This window comes from Pseudohalocynthiibacter aestuariivivens, assembly GCF_018457175.1.
GTDB classification, from domain to species: domain Bacteria; phylum Pseudomonadota; class Alphaproteobacteria; order Rhodobacterales; family Rhodobacteraceae; genus Pseudohalocynthiibacter; species Pseudohalocynthiibacter aestuariivivens.
In genome coordinates, this window is the sequence record NZ_JAGFNU010000002.1 from 168,375 (window position 1) to 186,121 (window position 17,747).

The 17,747-nt window shown below is 52.1% G+C and carries 22 protein-coding genes and 1 tRNA gene; 15 read left to right on the forward strand and 8 right to left on the reverse strand.

The window, feature by feature from the left end; all coding sequences use genetic code 11:
- Positions 1-74: 74 nt before the first annotated feature.
- Positions 75-764: a c-type cytochrome gene (locus J4E70_RS04695; protein WP_213887931.1), complete on the reverse strand. Its 690-nt coding sequence runs from the start codon at positions 762-764 to the stop codon at positions 75-77.
- Positions 765-942: 178 nt separating this feature from the next.
- Here J4E70_RS04695 and J4E70_RS04700 point away from each other — a divergent pair, with 178 nt between their 5' ends.
- Positions 943-1,500 (forward strand): cytochrome P460 family protein, encoded by a 558-nt coding sequence (locus tag J4E70_RS04700; RefSeq protein ID WP_213887932.1) that lies wholly within the window; start codon positions 943-945, stop codon positions 1,498-1,500.
- Between the two features lie 107 nt (positions 1,501-1,607).
- On the opposite strand, the gene J4E70_RS04705 is transcribed toward J4E70_RS04700, so the two are convergent.
- The 3 genes from J4E70_RS04705 to J4E70_RS04715 are packed head-to-tail and all read right to left on the reverse strand — an operon-like array spanning position 1,608 to position 3,965.
- Positions 1,608-2,672 (reverse strand): methyltetrahydrofolate cobalamin methyltransferase, encoded by a 1,065-nt coding sequence (locus J4E70_RS04705; RefSeq protein WP_213887933.1) that lies wholly within the window; start codon positions 2,670-2,672, stop codon positions 1,608-1,610.
- 37 nt (positions 2,673-2,709) lie between these two features.
- On the reverse strand, positions 2,710-3,642 hold the full coding sequence (locus J4E70_RS04710) for a methylenetetrahydrofolate reductase (RefSeq protein ID WP_213887934.1): 933 nt from the start codon (positions 3,640-3,642) through the stop codon (positions 2,710-2,712).
- A 26-nt stretch (positions 3,643-3,668) separates the two neighbouring features.
- Entirely contained in the window at positions 3,669-3,965 is a 297-nt protein-coding gene (locus J4E70_RS04715) for a virulence factor (protein WP_213887935.1), read from the reverse strand.
- 253 nt (positions 3,966-4,218) lie between these two features.
- On the opposite strand from J4E70_RS04715, the gene J4E70_RS04720 reads away from it, so the two are divergent.
- Both J4E70_RS04720 and J4E70_RS04725 read left to right on the forward strand, forming a co-directional pair.
- On the forward strand, positions 4,219-5,331 hold the full coding sequence (locus J4E70_RS04720; RefSeq protein WP_213887936.1) for a Ppx/GppA phosphatase family protein: 1,113 nt from the start codon (positions 4,219-4,221) through the stop codon (positions 5,329-5,331).
- A 2-nt stretch (positions 5,332-5,333) separates the two neighbouring features.
- Positions 5,334-6,035 carry an RlmE family RNA methyltransferase gene (locus J4E70_RS04725; protein WP_213887937.1) on the forward strand — a complete coding sequence of 234 codons (702 nt, stop codon included), beginning with the start codon at positions 5,334-5,336 and terminating at the stop codon, positions 6,033-6,035.
- A gap of 10 nt (positions 6,036-6,045) precedes the next feature.
- On the opposite strand, the gene J4E70_RS04730 is transcribed toward J4E70_RS04725, so the two are convergent.
- The 3 genes from J4E70_RS04730 to J4E70_RS04740 all read right to left on the reverse strand — a co-directional run bounded on the left by J4E70_RS04730 (position 6,046) and on the right by J4E70_RS04740 (position 7,697).
- Positions 6,046-6,462 (reverse strand): Arc family DNA-binding protein, encoded by a 417-nt coding sequence (locus J4E70_RS04730; protein WP_213887938.1) that lies wholly within the window; start codon positions 6,460-6,462, stop codon positions 6,046-6,048.
- Positions 6,463-6,721: 259 nt separating this feature from the next.
- Complete coding sequence (locus J4E70_RS04735; RefSeq protein WP_213887939.1) at positions 6,722-7,228, reverse strand: outer membrane protein; 507 nt, start codon at positions 7,226-7,228, stop codon at positions 6,722-6,724.
- A gap of 379 nt (positions 7,229-7,607) precedes the next feature.
- Positions 7,608-7,697, reverse strand: a tRNA-Ser gene (locus tag J4E70_RS04740).
- Positions 7,698-7,837: 140 nt separating this feature from the next.
- Between J4E70_RS04740 and J4E70_RS04745 the strand changes: the two genes are divergently transcribed.
- The 9 genes from J4E70_RS04745 to J4E70_RS04785 all read left to right on the forward strand — a co-directional run bounded on the left by J4E70_RS04745 (position 7,838) and on the right by J4E70_RS04785 (position 14,992).
- A complete protein-coding gene (locus J4E70_RS04745) occupies positions 7,838-8,710 on the forward strand; it encodes a DUF2059 domain-containing protein (protein WP_213887940.1) in 873 nt (290 codons plus the stop codon).
- Between the two features lie 182 nt (positions 8,711-8,892).
- Positions 8,893-9,561 (forward strand): 50S ribosomal protein L21, encoded by a 669-nt coding sequence (locus J4E70_RS04750; protein WP_213887941.1) that lies wholly within the window; start codon positions 8,893-8,895, stop codon positions 9,559-9,561.
- 11 nt (positions 9,562-9,572) lie between these two features.
- Complete coding sequence (gene rpmA, locus J4E70_RS04755) at positions 9,573-9,842, forward strand: 50S ribosomal protein L27 (protein ID WP_213887942.1); 270 nt, start codon at positions 9,573-9,575, stop codon at positions 9,840-9,842.
- Between the two features lie 76 nt (positions 9,843-9,918).
- Positions 9,919-10,524 carry a LysE family translocator gene (locus J4E70_RS04760; RefSeq protein WP_213887943.1) on the forward strand — a complete coding sequence of 202 codons (606 nt, stop codon included), beginning with the start codon at positions 9,919-9,921 and terminating at the stop codon, positions 10,522-10,524.
- The gene (locus tag J4E70_RS04765; protein WP_213887944.1) at positions 10,521-11,060 is read left to right on the forward strand and encodes a GNAT family N-acetyltransferase; all 540 of its coding nucleotides are present in this window, start codon (positions 10,521-10,523) and stop codon (positions 11,058-11,060) included. Before J4E70_RS04760 ends, J4E70_RS04765 begins: the two co-directional genes overlap by 4 nt.
- 3 nt (positions 11,061-11,063) lie before the next feature.
- Entirely contained in the window at positions 11,064-11,597 is a 534-nt protein-coding gene (locus J4E70_RS04770) for a GNAT family N-acetyltransferase (protein ID WP_213887945.1), read from the forward strand.
- A gap of 1 nt (position 11,598) precedes the next feature.
- The gene (obgE, locus tag J4E70_RS04775; RefSeq protein WP_213887946.1) at positions 11,599-12,636 is read left to right on the forward strand and encodes a GTPase ObgE; all 1,038 of its coding nucleotides are present in this window, start codon (positions 11,599-11,601) and stop codon (positions 12,634-12,636) included.
- Entirely contained in the window at positions 12,624-13,730 is a 1,107-nt protein-coding gene (gene proB / locus J4E70_RS04780) for a glutamate 5-kinase (RefSeq protein ID WP_213887947.1), read from the forward strand. The genes obgE and proB overlap by 13 nt, the downstream gene beginning before the upstream one ends.
- On the forward strand, positions 13,727-14,992 hold the full coding sequence (locus tag J4E70_RS04785; protein WP_213887948.1) for a glutamate-5-semialdehyde dehydrogenase: 1,266 nt from the start codon (positions 13,727-13,729) through the stop codon (positions 14,990-14,992). The genes proB and J4E70_RS04785 overlap by 4 nt, the downstream gene beginning before the upstream one ends.
- Here the strand turns inward: J4E70_RS04785 and J4E70_RS04790 are convergent.
- Positions 14,989-15,585 (reverse strand): histidine phosphotransferase family protein, encoded by a 597-nt coding sequence (locus tag J4E70_RS04790; RefSeq protein WP_213887949.1) that lies wholly within the window; start codon positions 15,583-15,585, stop codon positions 14,989-14,991. The genes J4E70_RS04785 and J4E70_RS04790 overlap by 4 nt on opposite strands.
- Positions 15,586-15,616: 31 nt before the next feature.
- Between J4E70_RS04790 and J4E70_RS04795 the strand changes: the two genes are divergently transcribed.
- The 3 genes from J4E70_RS04795 (at position 15,617) to olsA (ending at position 17,466) form a co-directional block, all read left to right on the forward strand.
- Positions 15,617-15,790 (forward strand): DUF3553 domain-containing protein, encoded by a 174-nt coding sequence (locus J4E70_RS04795; protein WP_213887950.1) that lies wholly within the window; start codon positions 15,617-15,619, stop codon positions 15,788-15,790.
- 87 nt (positions 15,791-15,877) lie between these two features.
- Positions 15,878-16,657, forward strand: coding sequence for an L-ornithine N(alpha)-acyltransferase (gene olsB, locus J4E70_RS04800; protein ID WP_213887951.1), 780 nt, complete (start codon positions 15,878-15,880; stop codon positions 16,655-16,657).
- Positions 16,654-17,466 carry a lyso-ornithine lipid O-acyltransferase gene (olsA, locus tag J4E70_RS04805; protein ID WP_213887952.1) on the forward strand — a complete coding sequence of 271 codons (813 nt, stop codon included), beginning with the start codon at positions 16,654-16,656 and terminating at the stop codon, positions 17,464-17,466. Before olsB ends, olsA begins: the two co-directional genes overlap by 4 nt.
- The last annotated feature ends 281 nt before the right edge of the window (positions 17,467-17,747 follow it).

Here is a 17,747-nt window from a genome sequence, read left to right on the forward strand (position 1 = left end):
CAGTTTCTGGTAAATCAACGGCAATAAGCGGCAGTTTAAACCACTTTCCTGTGTCATTCCGGTTATTGGGTTTGTTAGTTGGTGTTTGACGTCCATGCACACCGATCAAAATCAGCATACTTGAGAAGCGCATCCTGACCGCCCGCAGAAACAAGACGTGTGCACCCCTCGAGATGGTCCGGCGCTTCAAACACGGTCACCATCCCGTCACCAGCGCCTTCAGAACACAACGTTTCTCCAGGTGCCAATGTTCCAGTTACGCGGTTCTCCCCGTTTGACTCGGCCGCAAAAAGACGGGTTTCATCAGAACCGTTGACGACACAAACGCTGGTTTCGCCTTCCGCAGCGCTTGCTTCGTCCATCGGGGTTGAAAACGTCGCAAGATAAGCAACCACGTTTCTCCGGTCTTCCTCGTCCCGCAATTTGAAGGACATTTTAGCGCGCGCGCGTGGGTCATCCAGAACAGCGCGCAGATATTTGGTGGGGTTTTCGAGATAGTCAAAAACAGTCTCTTCGCTCCAGACAAGCCCAGCTTCGTTCGCAGCAGTCATGCTGCGCGAGTACCCGTAACCTTCGTAAGAACCGGCAGCACGCCCTATAACGCCCGTTAGAACAGGACCAACGGCATTCTGAGCATCTTCACCAATTTTGTGACATGACGCACATCTGCGAAATAGGTCTTCACCTGCCTCGGCATCCTGAGCAAGGGTAGGGGTGGTAAAGAGTGTGGCGCTGAGTGCGATGCAGGTTACGAGGACACGCATTGAATTCTCCTGTGATTATTTCGGACAGTCTTGATGGGAATAAGAGGCTTGTCCAATCATCTTCAGTCCCAAGTGTTCACCAGATGGTGATCAAAAGTTGAGTTCATGTGTAGATCATCTCGCCTAGTCTCTTTTGTGTAAGCCAACTTTGCTCGGCTGAACACTGAAAGGGACGAACATGAAAAAATTCTTAGCAATCGGGGCAACGTCACTCACACTTGCCTTCGGTGGTACCGCTGCAATCGCGCAGGATGCGCCGTTTGGCACAGACGCAGACATAAACTACGCCGCCCAACTCTGGGACGCGATGGTTGCACAAAACCTAGCTGGCGAAGGAATGATCAGATCATTTCCCTATGACGGCATCGCGCCGCACGGAATGATGCTGGAAACCTTCTATACCGAAACGACAGTTGACGGTCACACAGGGACATTGATTGTAAAACGCAATTTTGGCCCTGAAGGGGTTGAAGCTGACCAGGTTCTTGCAGAGCCTGAAAAACACCTTGGCGCCGTTACGGTCATGTTCCGTCGCGAAGAAGGATATGATGCTGACAATCAGGATTGGTTCTGGGTGAAATATCTGCCTGATGGATCGCTTGATAAAAACCCTGCCGGAATGCAACTGGCGGGTCGCGTTGCAAAAGGAGCCGACAAAGGCTGTATCGCGTGTCACTCTGGTGCAGACGGAGATGACTACATCTTTACCACAAATGCCAGCATGGGCATGAACTAGAACAATCCCCTCGAAGGTGTGCTCGACAGGCAACCTGTTAAGAGTCTCAAAAACAAAACGCCCGGTATGATTGCCGGGCGTTTTAGCTGTTTGATTAAGCGCAAAAATCAGCCTTTGCGGCGGCGGCCACCTGTGCGACGACCGCGTGCGCCTGCTTCAACTTCACCAGCTGCAAGAACAGGTTTGTTGAATCTGATCCACTCAGCACCGTGCGGGTCATTGTTTGTCAGGAAGTTCGCGGCACGAATGGCTTCCATTTCCTTGCTTGCGCGCGGCAGTGTTGATCCAAGCCCAGTCAGTTGCGCAAGAACCTCGGGATCGAGATCTTCTGGAAGAATGAAACCTGCAGCTTCGAGTTCCGCACGCTTTTCTGCGAGTTTTATCGGGCCGATCGGCAAGGCGACCGGGTTCATGATTGCTGATGTCATGCCTGCTGTGATTGCCATTGGCAGAAATGCATTGTTGATACCGTGACGGTTGGGCAAACCAAAAGAGATATTTGATGCGCCGCAAGTGGTGTTCACACCCAGTTCCTCACGCAGGCGCCGTACTAGCGCGAAAACCTGAAGACCCGCAGTTCCCATCGCACCAATCGGCATTACCAACGGATCAACAACAATGTCATGTGCCGGAATCCCGTGATCAGCAGCGCGTTCAACGATCCGCTTTGCAACAGCAAATCGAACGTCGGGATCTTCGGAAATACCTGTATCGTCGTTAGAGATTGCAACAACAGGAACGTTGTATTTCTTCACCAGCGGCAGGATCGCTTCAAGCCGGTCTTCTTCGCCGGTGACCGAGTTTAGCAACGGGCGCCCCTCGGCAATGGCAAGACCTGCTTCAAGTGCACCTGGCACCGAGCTGTCAATACATAAAGGTACGTCGACAAGACCTTGAACAAGCTCGACAATCTTTGTCATCAGAGGTGGTTCTGTCTCGTTCGGATTAGGGTTTGAGTTGTAGACCACACCTGCATTGATATCGAGCATCGTGGCGCCTGCCGCCACCTGTGCCAACGCGTCTTTCTCGACGGTTGAAAAATCACCCGCTTCCAACTCAGCAGCCAGTTTTTTACGCCCTGTCGGGTTGATCCGCTCTCCGATCACGCAGAACGGTTGATCAAAGCCAATGATGGCGGTTTTTGTTTTGCTCTCGACGACAGTACGGGTCATCGTATCTCCCCTTAGGATTTGTTCGGTTTTAAACCGCTTAAGATTGGCTTGCCGGAACTGCGGATGAACCGCCGTTCTCAATTGCCCAGGTTGCGTTGGTCTTGATCCCGCCTAATGGGAAAAAATGAACTTTCGTGATGTTAAAATCCGGGTTTGCCGCTTTGTGAGTGGCCAGATCGGAAATGAACTGGTCAGGCGTGAACGGCAGCAGAAGCTTTGTGACATCTTTCGCGCGCCTTTGCAGAACTTTAAGCGAAGCGCCAACGCCGCAGGCAATCGAGAATTTAATCAGGGTCTGAAGCTTTGCAGGGCCGGCAACACCGATGTGAATCGGAATATCAATTCCTTCAGCCTTGAGCGCGTCAGCCCATTTAATGACAGGTGCCGCCTCAAAGCAGAACTGCGTTGCAAGCGCCATTTCAGCGTCAGTTGTATTGTTGAATGTCTGCTTCCAGCGCAGCGCATCCATTACATTCTTGTCCGACCCATCCGGGTCAATGTCTTTATTGCCTTCAGGATGGCCTGCAACATGCAGGCGCTTGAAACCAGCCTTGTCAAAGAGGCCTGTTTCCAAAAGCTGCATGGAACTGTGGAAATCACCATGCGGTTTTTCAACGCCACCGGCCAACAGAAGGGCCTGATCAATGCCAGCTTCGCCCTGATACCGGGCAATCCAGTCTGCCAGTGTTGCCTTGTCCTTGATAATGCGCGCAGGGAAATGCGGCATCACCGGGTATCCCTCGTTGTTCAGGCGTTTTGCCGTCGCGACCATTTCGTCGACCGGTGTGCCTTCAATATGGGCGATATATACACGGGTTCCTTTAGGCAGCAGATCGCGAAAATCCTCTACCTTCTCGGCCGTACGCGGCATCACTTCGATTGAATACCCTTCAAGGAAGGCCTCAACCTCAGGCGTAACCTGCTTAGGCGCGCTATCATCCACTTTTTTTCTAAACTGCAAGAGAGCCATAACAGCCTCCATCAAGGGTTTCGGGGTCAGGCCCATCCGTCGTTAGCAATCAGTTGCTTGATACGGTCCTGGTCGTATTCGTTGTCGAGCCGGGCGGCTTCGGCGGCGGCGACTGCTTCTTGCTCGCCTTCCACACTATAAGGATCAGCTTTGCGCCATTCAGCAAGATATGCGTCCGCGTCCTTGGCGTTCACTTTCATCGCTGCCCGGTCAATCGCCTGCTCAAAGCGCTCAGGGAGTTGAGCCTTTGCACCACGCCGGCCTTTGCCAACGATGACCTGCGCAGGGATGTCACGCCAATATACAATGGTTACGTCAGGCATTTCTGATTCCTTGTTATCACGTTTCGCTTTTACGCGGATCACTGCAGGTTTCCGTGTCGATTTTCGACATACCACGACGATAGAGCGACGCTGAGGTCTTACAAAAGACATAGGCCAGCGACCAACGGCTGACCAGTATGTGAAACTGGAAAAATTCTCATTATTTTCATGAAATTCGCAATCAGGCCTTTGTGCTGCTTGCGCGGACGATGCCGCGGGTCTAGGCTTGGGTTAACTCGAAATGGAGGGCGATATGCCGCCCAAGCGTCCCGATGGTGCGGGCGCATTCCCGTTAGCGGTCGATAGTCCCGCGCCGAAACGACCTGATCCGGCAGAGCTTTATGCCGCGCTGGATTTGGGAACGAATAGTTGCAGAATGCTGGTTGCCCAACCAAAGGGAAACCAGTTTCATGTTGTGGACAGCTTTTCAAAATCTGTGCAACTTGGAGCAGGGCTCGAGGCGACAGGTCGATTGTCCCGCTCGTCAATCAATCGGACAGTTCAGGCACTTCGGATATGTAAACGCAAACTCACGCAACACAACGTTCGGCGGATGCGGCTGGTCACAACGGAGGCCTGCCGACGGGCGGAAAACTCAGATGAATTTATCCGCCTTGTGAAGCGCGAAACCGGCCTGCAGATCGAAGTCATCGAACCTGAGGAAGAGGCACGTCTGGCGGTCATCAGTTGCGCACCACTTGTCAGTACTAAGACAGATCAGCTTTTGGTGGTTGATATCGGCGGCGGCTCAACCGAACTGGTCTGGATCGATATATCAAAAGTTCCGAAAATCGAACGCCCCCGTGCGATCATGCGGCTGCATACAGGGTTCCAATCTGACAGTTCGCCCTTTCCAAAGGCAAATGTGATTGACTGGATATCTGTCCCTTTGGGCGTAGCTACGTTGCGCGAGCAATTTGACGATGTACAGGACGACGCTGCACGTTTTGCACTTATGAGTTGGTTTTTTGAGGAAAACCTTCAGAAGTTTTCGCCATACGACGCAAGCCATGTGCGCGAAGGTTTCCAGATTATCGGTACAAGCGGCACCGTTACAACTGTCGCTGCATCGCATTTGGGCCTTCGCAGATATGACAGAAACAAAGTTGACGGGTTGCGTATGACGTCGGATCAAATAGATAAGGTGATCCGCGGATATCTGAACCTTGGGCCAGATGGCCGCATCAGCGACCCCCGTATCGGCAAAGACCGCGCAACACTTATCATGTCGGGTGCGGCTATTTTGCAGGCTCTGATGAGGTTATGGCCAACCGACAGGTTGTCCGTTGCTGACCGCGGTCTCAGAGAAGGGCTACTTTATGCTCAGATGAGCGCCGATGGCGTGCTAGAAGATGGATTATACTGAAGATGGCTAAGAACATCAGTGGGCGCGGGCAACGAGAGCTGCGCGTGAAAGTGAAAACCGCCCGGGGCCGAAAGCTATCATCTACGCGGTGGTTGGAGCGGCAGCTTAACGATCCGTACATCAAGCGAGCGCAGACCGATGGCTACCGTGGTCGGGCCGCCTATAAGATTATGGAACTGGACGATAAATTCAGATTTCTTGTGCCAGGTGCACGTGTTGTGGACCTGGGATGCGCGCCCGGAGGGTGGTGCCAGATAGCAGTGAAACGCGTGAATGCGCTAGGCGAGCGAAAAGACAAAGCGGTTGGTAATGTTTTGGGTGTTGATCTGCAGGAAGTTGAGCCAATTGCAGGGGCTGAATTACATGTTTTGGATTTTCTGGAAGACGATGCTGACCAAAAAGTGAAAGACTGGCTTGGCGGACCAGCAGATGTCGTTATGTCGGATATGGCTGCTGCGTCTTCCGGGCATAAGCAAACAGACCACATGCGTATCATGGCGCTTTGCGAGGCTGCCGCCTATTTTGCCTTTGACGTGCTGAACGAAGGTGGCACTTTTGTCGCTAAAGTATTGGCTGGCGGGGCCGAAGGGAGTCTGCAAAAGCTTTTGAAGGAAAAGTTCACCAAAGTGGTGAACGTAAAGCCGCCTGCAAGCAGATCGGACAGTTCGGAAAAATTTGTCGTCGCAACCGGATTTCGCGGGTAATCCGCCAGAGTTACCTGCCGTTTTTCAATTCGCGGCTTACGGTTTCTCTCTGCAGCATCGCTCTGGCAAGCCCGCCAGCGCGTTCGCGAACCGGGGGGCTCTCTGTTTCCAGGGGAACGCCCATGTCTTCTTCAGCCTCGGAAACTTCGGAAATTATCTGAACAAGCCTGTGCTTGAATGCATCAAGACCTGCGATATTGGATTCTTTGTACAACGCGCGTGCATTATCCAGAACCTGCTGAAAAAAACGCTCCTGCAATTCAAAATTGACGGGTGCGGGGTACGCTGTTTCAAGTGTGTGAACGATTTCAGCATTCATTGAACGGCCACTATCCTGGGCTGCAGATTTAATGCGAGCCTTGAGGTCCGGCGGAATACGCAGGCCGTAAGGCGGTGTACGTGGTGGAACATTGGAATCGTTTTTCATGACAACCATTGGAAGCCATTTTTAAGAATCTCGCAAGCCTAGACCACAAAAATACGATATATTGCAGGTACTTGTAACACAATGTGCACATCTTGCGTGCACAAAAAAGACGATCCGCGACGACTGTTTCCAAAGTACACTCAATGGGGACTAAGAACAGCAAATCTAAATTTTCGGGAGGATCATTTTTTGTTTAAGCGAAGTAGATGAGCGCACCTCGTAAAAGGAGCGCTCGAAATTTTTGCAGAACAGATCGTTCTTAAAACTGATAGGACGCTCTAATGTTGAATGAATCAACCTCGAAATCGACACCCAGAATATCAACTTCATCACGCAGGTATTCGGCGCCAACAACGACATTGTCAGTCACTTTATAACTTGCACCAATTCCGTATGAATACCCGTCTTCACTGACTAAGTCAGTGTCTAGGTCAACGTAACCCAACACACCATAAAATAGCGCCGGACCTATGTCATACCCAGCCCTTGCCTTTACGCGCAATGTATCAACGTCAAGAGTACCGCCACCGAATGAATATTCAGACGTGCTATAGTCTATTTCCCCACCAAGAACAAAGTTACCCAGGTCATGATTGTATCCTGCGTGAATACCGTAAGAGACGTCATCGTCACTTGCGCTGAGTACGGACAAGTCAGACCACCCAACTTGCGCACCAATGTAAAAGCCCGTCCAGTCTTCTGCTTGCGCAAGAGTAGGGGCCGAAATTACTGCGGCAATAATTGCCGCCTTAGATAAATTAGTCATACTGATTTCCCGTGATTTTGGCATTAGTAGGTTTTTTTGCCGTGCCAGTTCGAAATAAAACTTTTTCTAGAACCACAATCTAAAAGGGAAATTTTTAAACTTTAAGTTAATCAAATAAACGTGTTATAAATTTTTAGTGAATTACTTTTTATTTTTAAAACAACCTTAGGCCGATCTTATGGATATGATCAGTTGCAGAAGTTTAGTTTTGCATAGATAAGTAAAAAGTTGAGATGGGAACCTCAAGTTAAATAATCTAACGTTTATGGCATCTAACAACATTGGCTGGCAGAGCTGCGCATTCAGTCGTCGGGTTTCACCGGGCAAAAGCAACCTAAATGTGAAACACCTGAAATGCTGAAATTGGAGGTCATGATAATGGCGGAGAGACAGGGATTCGAACCCTGGGTTCCCGTTAAGGAACAACGGTTTTCGAGACCGCCCCATTCGACCACTCTGGCACCTCTCCGCGGGGGTCTTGCGGCGGTTTAATCAGATGGGCAGGCGGGTGCAACCTTTTTTCAGGTTTTTGGTTGTGGGGACATTCAAAGCAATTGTGATCGGCGGAAATCTGGCAAGTTACGGCAAACCACTTGGCATCGGAGCAGGATGCCCCTACCACTGGTTCTGCCAATTCCTTATGTCTCCGAGGTTTTTATGTTGAAATCACTGGCCACGACGCTTTTTCTGATTTTTCTGCCCGCGGCTTTAACCGCCCAGAGCGCGAATGAGCTGAGAGCGCTACGCGACGCGCTCGGGATCTCAGAAATCCTCGAGGTGATGCGCGAGGAGGGCCTTGAGAACGGGCAAAGCCTGCGCGATGACATGTTTCCGGGGAAGGGCGGACAGGAATGGAATGCGACCCTGAGCGACATTTTTGATGTCGTTCAGATGTCAGATTCGTTTGATGCACGATTTGCAGTTGAAATGTCCGAGACAAACCTTTCGCCACTGATCGAATTTTTCACGTCAGAGCGCGGAAAGCGCATTATCGCACTGGAAATTTCCGGGCGGCGCGCGTTGTTGGACGATGCTGTTGAAGAGGCAAGCCATGACTATTTACGCACGGCTGAAGAAGAAAACGACCCACGTTTGGCCCAGATCAAACGATTTTCCCAGATCAACGCCCTTGTTGATACGAATGTGGAAGGTTCTCTGAATTCAAATTATTCGTTTTACCAGGGCTTACAGGATGGCGGAGCCTTTGAGCGCAGAATGAGCGAACAACAAATGCTTGCCGACGTTTGGGGACAGGAACCCCAAATCCGGTCTGAGACAGAACAATGGGTCTATTCCTTTTTGCTGCTCGCCTACCAACCGCTCAGTGACGAAGATATTGAAGCATACATCGAATTATCCGAAACATCGGAAGGACGAATCCTTAACAACGCATTGTTTGCGGCTTTTGATACCATGTACGCTGAAATCTCGCACGCTCTTGGGCTCGCGTCAGCACGCTATTTGTCGGGAGAAGACATCTAAAACCAATGGGACTTCGCTCTTGACTTCAAGTGCATATCCACAGATAAGCCCGCATCTGGACAAGCAGGACGCTTGCCAGATCAGGAAATCACGCCCGAAGGGGCGCGCTGTTCGAGGCGCCGGCAACGGCACAAACACCCGATACGGGGGCCACAGAACGCGGTAAAACGAAGGAAAAGCAAATGTTTGCGGTCCTAAAGACCGGCGGCAAGCAGTATAAAGTTCAATCAGGCGACGTGCTTCGTGTTGAGAAACTTGCTGCTGACGCTGGAGAGAAAATCCAGTTTAACGAGATTCTTATGGTTGGTGCCACAGTTGGCGCGCCATTCGTAGAAGGTGCTGCTGTGCAGGCCGATGTGATCGATCAGATCAAAGGCGAAAAAGTTATTCACTTTGTAAAACGTCGCCGGAAGCATGGTTCCAAGCGCACCAAGGGTCACCGTCAGCAACTTTCATTGCTGCGGATCACAGACATTCTTGAAAAAGGTGGCGACAAGTCCGGTGTAAGAGCCGCGATTGGAGCAGGTTCTGTTTCTTCCGTTGCTGTAGCAGCCGCTGCTCCTAAAGCTGCTGCCAAGAAAGCAGCCCCAAAGAAAGCTGCTGCAAAGGCTGAAGCGCCTAAAAAAGCCGCGAAAGCAGAAGCACCAGCAACAGCTGATGATCTGAAAAAACTTTCTGGCGTTGGCCCGGCACTTGAGAAGAAACTTCTTGAAGCTGGTGTTACAACATTCGCACAGATCGCTTCCTGGTCAGATGCAGATGTCGCAGAAATGGACGAAAAATTGTCATTCAAAGGCCGTATCGAGCGTGAGGGCTGGATCGAACAGGCCAAAGAACTGACTAAAGGCTAAGGAGAGACAAGATGGCACATAAAAAAGCAGGCGGTTCATCCAGAAACGGTCGCGACTCTGCTGGTCGCCGCCTTGGCGTCAAAAAATTCGGCGGTGAGTTCGTTATTTCCGGAAACATCATCGTGCGTCAGCGCGGCAACAAATGGTGGCCTGGTGAAAACGTAGGCCAGGGCAAGGACCACACGCTTTTTGCAACTGCAGAAGGTAACGTGACTTTCCACAAAGGCCTGAAAGGCCGCACCTTTATTTCTGTTCTTCCGATGGCGGAGGCTGCAGAGTAAGTCGAACCTCTCTAAGGTAAATTTTATGGGGATCGGCATACCGCCGGTCCCCTTTTTGATTTGGAAAGGCCTTTTTATGGCCGTCGCAACAGGCAGTTTTTTACTGTTCGCCGCAAGTCAGGTGGGAACACCGGGGCCAGCCAATATGGCCCTGCTGGCAACAGGTGCGCGCTATGGTTTGCGTCAGGCCCTTCCGTTTGTGGCCGGGGTTGCGCTTGGCAAACAGCTTATCATCTGGCCGATCGGTTTTGGGTTAATGCAACTCGCTGAAAGCGCGCCGTGGATTTTTGAAGCGCTTAAGTGGATATCAGCGGCCTATATTTTCTGGCTCGCCTGGCGTGTGGCGAATATGAGCCTGCATGCAGATCACAATATCGGTGCCGCTCCGGGTTTCTTTGCTGGTCTGGCGGTTCATCCACTTAACCCAAAAGCCTGGGCCATGATCACCGGTGGCTTCACAAGTTTTGTGAGCCCGGGGACTTCGACCTTGCAGGCGACGGCAACGATCGCCATCTGTTTGTTTGTATGTCAGGTCATTTTGCACCCGATCTGGACGTATGGAGGGGAAAAGATCGCCAGCGCGGTTAAGGGCCACGCAGCAGAAAGATACTTATTAAGGACTTTAGCGGCATTAACGGTCGCAAGTGTCCTTTTTGTGCTTTTCGGAGGAGGGACGGCGTGAGACTAGAAACAATTTTGAACCAACCGGTTATCGTGACAGAGCGGTTTACGTTGCGCCCTGTCCGGCGCTCGGACCTTGGATTGCTGAGTTTGCATGCGGCTGACAAACGTGTGGCAGAGGCGACGACCTCTATTCCGCATCCGTTACCGCCCGGTGCGACAGAGGCCTTTATTACACGCTCTATGTCAGCAGACCGGACCGAAGATGTCTGGATCATGGATGGTTCTAGAGCCAACCATGCTGAAGTCCTTGGCGTCATTTCGCTCGACCGAATGGATCGCGGCCAATCAGCAATCGGGTATTGGGTGGTGCCTGCTTTCTGGAATACGGGGCTCGCGTCGGAAGCCGTGCGTGCACTGCTTGAGGCGAACCCGCAAGATTGCAACGGGATTTTTGCGCAGGTTTTTCAGGATAACCCTGCTTCCGCACGGGTTCTAACGAACGCTGGCTTTGAATACCTTGGTGACGCCGAGGCGCATTCTGTCGCGCGCGACGCAAATATTGCAACCTGGACGTATCTTAAAAAACTTGCATAACCGATGGAAAACAAGCGTACATTGATATTTGGAACACCTCGTCTTGAGGTGCGTGCCTTTGCGCCGGAAGATTGGACTCGGCTTTCTGAAATCGGTGGTAATCCCGAAGTCGCACGGATGATGTTATCGCTCAACGCACCATGGCCTGAAGCAGATGTTAAAATCTGGATGGCACAGAACACTTACCAAGGCACGCTTGGATATCTTGCTGGTATTTATCTGCCGGACGAAACCCTGATTGGCTTTGTTCGAATAGGAGGTACCCCGATAACATGTGGTTTTGCCGTTGACCCGGATTATCAGGGTCTTGGCTACGCAACCGAGGCCGTACATGGACTGCTTGCGCACGCCTTTGACACGCTTGAAGCCAAAGTTATCGAAGCAGATCATTTTGCGGACAATCTCGTATCGGGTAGGGTTTTGCACAAGCAGGGCTTTGAAAAGATTGGTGAGGGAGCCGCGAAGTCCACCGCAAGACTTGAGCCCGCACCAAATGTGCTCTATCGCCTGACCCAACAGCAAATTAAGGCCGCATAACATGAAATTTCTTGATCTCGCTAAGGTCTATATCCGCTCTGGCAGCGGCGGCGGCGGCTGTGTCAGCTTTCGACGTGAAAAATATATCGAATACGGCGGCCCGAACGGTGGCGATGGCGGACGCGGTGGTGATGTGATTGCCGAAGTTGTCGAAGGGTTGAACACCTTGATCGATTTTCGCTATCAGCAGCATTTCTTCGCGAAAAACGGGCAGGCCGGAATGGGAAGCCAACGTACGGGCGCCGACGGTGATGACATCATCCTGCGTGTACCGATTGGCACTGAAATCCTAGATGAAGATCAGGAAACAGTCATCGCTGATCTGACCGAGTACGGCCAGCGGGTCTTGCTGGCCAAAGGTGGCAACGGTGGATTCGGGAACCTGCATTTCAAAAGCGCGACAAATCAGGCACCGCGCCGCGCAAACCCCGGGCAGGAGTGTGTGGATCGCACGCTGTGGCTGCGCCTGAAACTTATTGCTGATGCCGGATTGCTTGGTCTTCCGAACGCCGGAAAATCCACCTTTCTTGCGGCTTGTTCCAACGCGCGTCCGAAAATTGCTGATTACCCGTTCACCACATTGCACCCGAATTTGGGTGTAGTCGGAATCGACAATGCGGAAATCGTGATTGCCGATATTCCCGGTCTGATCGCGGGGGCCCATGAAGGCAAGGGGATTGGGGACCGCTTTCTTGGCCACGTCGAGCGATGCTCGGTTCTGTTGCACCTGATCGACGGCACCTCCGAAAATGTTGTTGAGGACTACCAAACGATCATCAACGAACTTGAAGCTTATGGTGGCCATCTGGCTGACAAACCTCGCGTGACTGCCTTGAACAAGATTGATACCTTGGACGATGAAGAACGGGCTAAAAAGAAAGCGGCACTTGAAGCTGCAAGTGGTGGTTCCGTCATGCTGATGTCAGGCGTCAGCCAGGAAGGTTTGAAAGAAGTGTTGCGCGCAGTTCGCGCAGAGATTGTCCAGGACAAAGTTGCCGAAAAACAAGCTACGGAGGAGCCCGAAACGTGGCAACCGTAAGCACCGCAAAGAGGCTGGTTATCAAGATCGGCTCAGCACTGCTTGTGGATCGCGAAACGGGCATGCTGAAGACGGACTGGCTTGTTGCCCTAGCCAAGGATGTTGCCGCTGCAAAAGCGCGTGGCACCGATGTCATTCTGGTATCCTCGGGTTCAATCGCACTTGGGCGCGGGGTTCTGAAGCTCAAAAAAGGTGCGCTAGCGTTAGAGCAATCGCAAGCTGCGGCCGCCGTTGGGCAAATTCGTCTGGCACGGGCCTATGAAGAGGCGCTTCAACCACATGGGATAACAACGGCACAGGTTTTGGTTACGCTTGAAGACAGCACAAATCGGCGTCGGTATCTGAATTCACGCGCGACGTTTGAGCAGCTTTTGTCGCTGGGTGTCGTCCCAATCGTGAATGAAAACGACACTGTTGCAACCGATGAAATCCGCTATGGCGACAATGACCGGCTCGCCGCGCAGGTTGCCGTAACGGTGGGTGCGGATCAGCTGGTGCTTTTGTCAGATGTTGATGGGCTTTACACCGCCAATCCAGCGACGGACCCTGATGCAACACGGTTTGACGTTGTTGAACACATTACACCCGAGATTGAGGTAATGGCGGGTGATGCGGTGTCTGAAACCTCCAAAGGCGGCATGAAGACAAAACTTTTGGCGGCCAAGACAGCCGTTGGTGCAGGCTGCGCTTTGGTGATTGCCGAAGGGTTTGGGTTGCGCCCCATTCAAGCATTGATTGATGGTGCACCCTGCACGTGGTTCCTTGCGGAAACGGACCCACAAGCGGCGCGCAAACGCTGGATCGCGGCGATGAAGCCAAAAGGGGAAGTGACGGTTGATGCAGGTGCCGCTTCGGCGTTGTCACGCGGCAAATCCCTTCTGCCAGCCGGTGTGACCGGTGTTCGAGGCGATTTCGGCCGGGGCGATCCGGTTGCTATTCTTGGTCAGGGCGGCGAGACACTTGGCAAAGGATTAAGCCGTTACACTGGTGCCGAGGCGCAGGCGATCAGCGGCAGGCAATCTGCTGACATTGAAGCGATTTTGGGCTATTCAGGACGGGCGGCGCTGATCCATAGGGACGATATGGTGTTATGAAAGATCTTGAAAACATACCCGAGATGATGACCGAGATCGGCGCGCGTGCCAAAGCTGCTGCAACTGAGCTTGGTTTTTGCCCAGCCAACCAACGCCAGTTGGCGCTGGAAAAAGCAGCTGACGCTGTTTGGGACCGGCGCGCCGAGATTATTGAAGCCAACCACGAAGATATGGCCTATGGCCGCGAAAAGGGTTTGTCCGCAGCAATGCTTGATCGGTTGATGCTGGATGAAAGTCGCATCAAGGGAATGGTCGAAGGGCTTCGCGCGGTTGCAGCGCAGGCTGACCCGTTGGGAGAAGTAATTGCCGAGTGGGACCAACCCAGCGGATTGCACATCAAGCGAATCAGGACGCCTTTGGGTGTTATCGGCGTGATCTATGAAAGCCGACCCAATGTAACCGCTGATGCTGGCGCGTTATGCCTGAAGGCAGGCAACGCCGTGATTTTGCGCGGCGGATCTGAAAGTTTCCATTCTTCGGGTATTATCCATTCCTGCTTGCAGGACGGTTTACAGGCGGCAGGTTTAACAAAAGACGCCATTCAGCGTGTTCCAACACGCGACAGAGCGGCCGTTAGCGAAATGCTACGCATGACGGATTACATTGATGTCATTGTCCCAAGGGGCGGCAAGGGTCTTGTCGGGCTGGTGCAGCGTGAAGCGCGTGTTCCGGTGTTCGCACATCTGGAGGGTATCGTTCACATCTACATCGATGCGAAAGCAGATCCAGAAAAAACCAAACGCGTTGTTCTGAATGCCAAAACACGACGAACGGGCATTTGCGGCGCGGCAGAATGCCTTTTGATACATCGCGACGTTGCAAATTCAATCGGTGCCGATGTCATTCGCAGCCTGATCGCAGAAGGCGTTGAGGTGCACGCGGACGAGGCCTTGCAGAAAATTGAAGGAGCCATTCCCGCGGTTGAAAGCGACTGGGGTCATGAATTTCTGGATATGATCATAGCTGCAAAAGTTGTTGACGATGTAGACGGCGCAATCGCACACATCCGGCGCTACAGCTCTTCTCACACGGATTGCATCATGACCGACGATGACGATGTTGCTGCGCGCTTCTTTGAGCGCCTCGACAGTGCCATTCTGATGCGAAACGTCTCGACCCAGTTCGCTGATGGCGGAGAGTTTGGTATGGGCGCGGAAATCGGCATTGCCACAGGCAAGATGCATGCACGTGGGCCGGTTGGGGCAGCGCAGTTGACCAGCTTTAAGTACCTTGTTTCAGGTGATGGGATCGCACGTCCCTAAACTATTACGTCAATACACTGATCACAGATTTTTAAAGTCAGCGTGCGTCCGAGTTCCAAAACCACCCGTGGCACGATCGCGAACTGCACATCTGCCGGTCGTATATCGCCATTTCCCGGCGTGGCAGACAGGATTTCCCATAAATCGGGGTTTACCCTGAGCTTTTCGGCGCATCCGCTGACTTTCCAGCGTTTATCGTCTTGCGAAATGGTAATCGTTCCCCTAAAGGGCATAGCCGTCTCAAAGCACTGGACAAGCAACAGGATGAGTTTGGCAATAGTTCGCGGCAGGGTTTCACTTGCAGAGCAGTATATCCGAACGCGGCTGGTTTTTTGATAATCCTGAAGGATTGACAGGAATTCATTTCGCGCGATGTGCTGGTCTTGCACGCTGGCCCCGTAAGCAACACGGAAAAACCTTATGCGCGCCGACGCGCTTGCAACGCTTTCCGAGATGAGCGCGACTTCTTCCGAAGGTTTGCCCGCCAATGACAGCAGTTCCACCCCATTGCCGATTGCGCCCAAAGGGCTGATAAGATCATGACAGATGCGAGAGCCTATGAGCGCGGCCAGATCATGTGTGGTGTCAGTCATTATAAGGTCCAGTCAAGGAAGTGCGGTAAGTATGAATGCAATTCTAGAGCCAGGAATGTTTGTGCAGCATCCGAACCATCCGGAATGGGGTATTGGACAGGTACAATCCAACATTGATGGTAAAATTACCGTTAACTTTGAAGAAACCGGAAAAGTTGTCATCGCAAGCGCAAGGATTGATCTTGTCGTGGTATACGACCCTTAGAAAAAGGTCTTCGGCTTGGCTGTTGCAAATATAGCCCTTGCAGCCTAGAACCTGTCAAACCCCGGGCGACAGGACCAATACCCTTCGATGACCGCCGCTGATCCCAAATTTGAAATTCGTCTGGCGCACCACGAATCTGATTTTCTGGCAGCACAACGTTTGCGATATAACGTGTTTGTAACAGAACTGGGTGGTGATGGTGATCTGGTCGATCACGAGGCCCGGTTGGAACGCGATATTTTTGACCCCTACTATGATCATCTGGTTTTGATTGATCATTCGCGCAACGCTGACGACCTGGACCATGTGGTAGGGGTCTATCGTCTGATGAGATCAGATCAGGCAGATAAGATTGGCAATTTCTACTGCGAAAGTGAATATGACCTGTCGCCGCTAAAGGCAAAGGGGCGCAAGTTACTGGAACTTGGCCGGTCGTGTCTTCACGCTGACTATCGGGGCGGAATGGCGATGTTTCATCTGTGGAACGCTCTTGCGACTTATGTTCTCGAACATGATGTCGAGATATTGTTTGGCGTTGCGAGTTTTCATGGAATAAATGTTGACGCTATCAAAGAACCGCTGTCTTTTCTGTACCATACGCATCTGGCCCCACCAGACCTGCGCGTGCGTGTACTGAAAAAACACTATCAAAACATGAACCTGCTACCGCTGGATCAGATTGATCGCCGCGAGGCCATGGTCGCCACGCCAGCATTGATAAAAGCCTACCTTCGACTTGGCGGTCTTGTGGGTGACGGCGCCTTTGTCGACATCAAATTCAACACCACAGACGTATTTATGCTGATGGACACAAACCGTATGAACGAAAACCAAAGGCGTCGCATTGTGGAAGGTCGCAAAGCATGACCCTTGGTTGGGATCCTGACATTATCCCGGACCCGAAACCCATTCCTTTCACAGGGTGGATCAGGGTTTTTCTGCGTGGTGTTCTGTTGTTCACAGTAACCTTCGGCTCCCTGATAATCTTGCTGCTTTTGCGGTTGATAGAGCGCCCTCTTTACGGGGACCGCCGCCCGATCACACCCCATATCACGCAATTCGTCTGCCGGTCCGCGTTCATCATCATGGGTATACGTCATACGGTCCACGGCAAGCTGATGGAGGGGCAGGGGGCCGTTGTCTCAAACCATGTATCCTGGCTCGATATCTTTGCGCTGAACGCACGCAAACGGATTTATTTCGTTTCAAAGTCCGAGGTGGCGAGCTGGCCCGGCATAGGCTGGCTGGCGCGTGCAACGGGCACGCTTTTCATCAAGCGCGATGCGCGCGAGGCGGCAAGCCAAAAAGAACTGTTTGAGGCGCGTCTTCAGGTTGGCCACAAACTTTTGTTTTTTCCAGAAGGAACCTCAACAGACGGAAGCCTTGTGCTGGCGTTCAAATCCACGCTTTTTGCCGCGTTTTTTGCAGACGGGCTGCGGGAAACCCTACAGGTGCAGCCCGTAACCCTGCGCTATACCGCTCCAGAGGGGGTCGAGTCGTGGTTTTATGGCTGGTGGGGAAAGATGGAATTTGCCTCGCACCTTGCTCAAACACTGGCCTCACCGGTACAGGGGCAGGTCGAAGTCATCTATCATGACCCGGTGAGTGTCGCTGATTTCGCGGACCGGAAGGCGTTAGCGAAGCATTGCGAATTGGCGGTTCGGTCGGGGTTATAGCCGGTATGCGAACATTCGAGGTTTGCGAACTTCTTTCCAGTCACTTTTAAAAATCAACCGACACCCACCACGCGACATCGGGACAACCCGAGTCGGCGCGTTACCTTGGTTGCGCGAAGCGCTGCGACAAGGCTATCGCTGAGAAAAAACGCCTCTGAAATCTTTGATTCAACCCAAAGATCCACACCTTCCAGCGCTGCCTCATTCACGGATATATCGTCGTGTTTGACATCTAGCGGAAGACGCCAGATATCCTCAGTTGGATATGGTTTTCTTGCATT

What these genes read in the sequence shown, in the direction of transcription:
- J4E70_RS04695 (WP_213887931.1), bottom strand. Translation starts at nt 764, where the DNA reads ATGCGTGTCCTCGTAACCTGCATCGCACTCAGCGCCACACTCTTTACC.
- J4E70_RS04700 (WP_213887932.1), top strand. Translation starts at nt 943, where the DNA reads ATGAAAAAATTCTTAGCAATCGGGGCAACGTCACTCACACTTGCCTTC.
- J4E70_RS04705 (WP_213887933.1), bottom strand. Translation starts at nt 2,672, where the DNA reads ATGACCCGTACTGTCGTCGAGAGCAAAACAAAAACCGCCATCATTGGC.
- J4E70_RS04710 (WP_213887934.1), bottom strand. Translation starts at nt 3,642, where the DNA reads ATGGCTCTCTTGCAGTTTAGAAAAAAAGTGGATGATAGCGCGCCTAAG.
- J4E70_RS04715 (WP_213887935.1), bottom strand. Translation starts at nt 3,965, where the DNA reads ATGCCTGACGTAACCATTGTATATTGGCGTGACATCCCTGCGCAGGTC.
- J4E70_RS04720 (WP_213887936.1), top strand. Translation starts at nt 4,219, where the DNA reads ATGCCGCCCAAGCGTCCCGATGGTGCGGGCGCATTCCCGTTAGCGGTC.
- J4E70_RS04725 (WP_213887937.1), top strand. Translation starts at nt 5,334, where the DNA reads ATGGCTAAGAACATCAGTGGGCGCGGGCAACGAGAGCTGCGCGTGAAA.
- J4E70_RS04730 (WP_213887938.1), bottom strand. Translation starts at nt 6,462, where the DNA reads ATGAAAAACGATTCCAATGTTCCACCACGTACACCGCCTTACGGCCTG.
- J4E70_RS04735 (WP_213887939.1), bottom strand. Translation starts at nt 7,228, where the DNA reads ATGACTAATTTATCTAAGGCGGCAATTATTGCCGCAGTAATTTCGGCC.
- J4E70_RS04745 (WP_213887940.1), top strand. Translation starts at nt 7,838, where the DNA reads ATGCCCCTACCACTGGTTCTGCCAATTCCTTATGTCTCCGAGGTTTTT.
- J4E70_RS04750 (WP_213887941.1), top strand. Translation starts at nt 8,893, where the DNA reads ATGTTTGCGGTCCTAAAGACCGGCGGCAAGCAGTATAAAGTTCAATCA.
- rpmA (WP_213887942.1), top strand. Translation starts at nt 9,573, where the DNA reads ATGGCACATAAAAAAGCAGGCGGTTCATCCAGAAACGGTCGCGACTCT.
- J4E70_RS04760 (WP_213887943.1), top strand. Translation starts at nt 9,919, where the DNA reads ATGGCCGTCGCAACAGGCAGTTTTTTACTGTTCGCCGCAAGTCAGGTG.
- J4E70_RS04770 (WP_213887945.1), top strand. Translation starts at nt 11,064, where the DNA reads ATGGAAAACAAGCGTACATTGATATTTGGAACACCTCGTCTTGAGGTG.
- obgE (WP_213887946.1), top strand. Translation starts at nt 11,599, where the DNA reads ATGAAATTTCTTGATCTCGCTAAGGTCTATATCCGCTCTGGCAGCGGC.
- J4E70_RS04785 (WP_213887948.1), top strand. Translation starts at nt 13,727, where the DNA reads ATGAAAGATCTTGAAAACATACCCGAGATGATGACCGAGATCGGCGCG.
- J4E70_RS04790 (WP_213887949.1), bottom strand. Translation starts at nt 15,585, where the DNA reads ATGACTGACACCACACATGATCTGGCCGCGCTCATAGGCTCTCGCATC.
- J4E70_RS04795 (WP_213887950.1), top strand. Translation starts at nt 15,617, where the DNA reads ATGAATGCAATTCTAGAGCCAGGAATGTTTGTGCAGCATCCGAACCAT.
- olsB (WP_213887951.1), top strand. Translation starts at nt 15,878, where the DNA reads ATGACCGCCGCTGATCCCAAATTTGAAATTCGTCTGGCGCACCACGAA.
- olsA (WP_213887952.1), top strand. Translation starts at nt 16,654, where the DNA reads ATGACCCTTGGTTGGGATCCTGACATTATCCCGGACCCGAAACCCATT.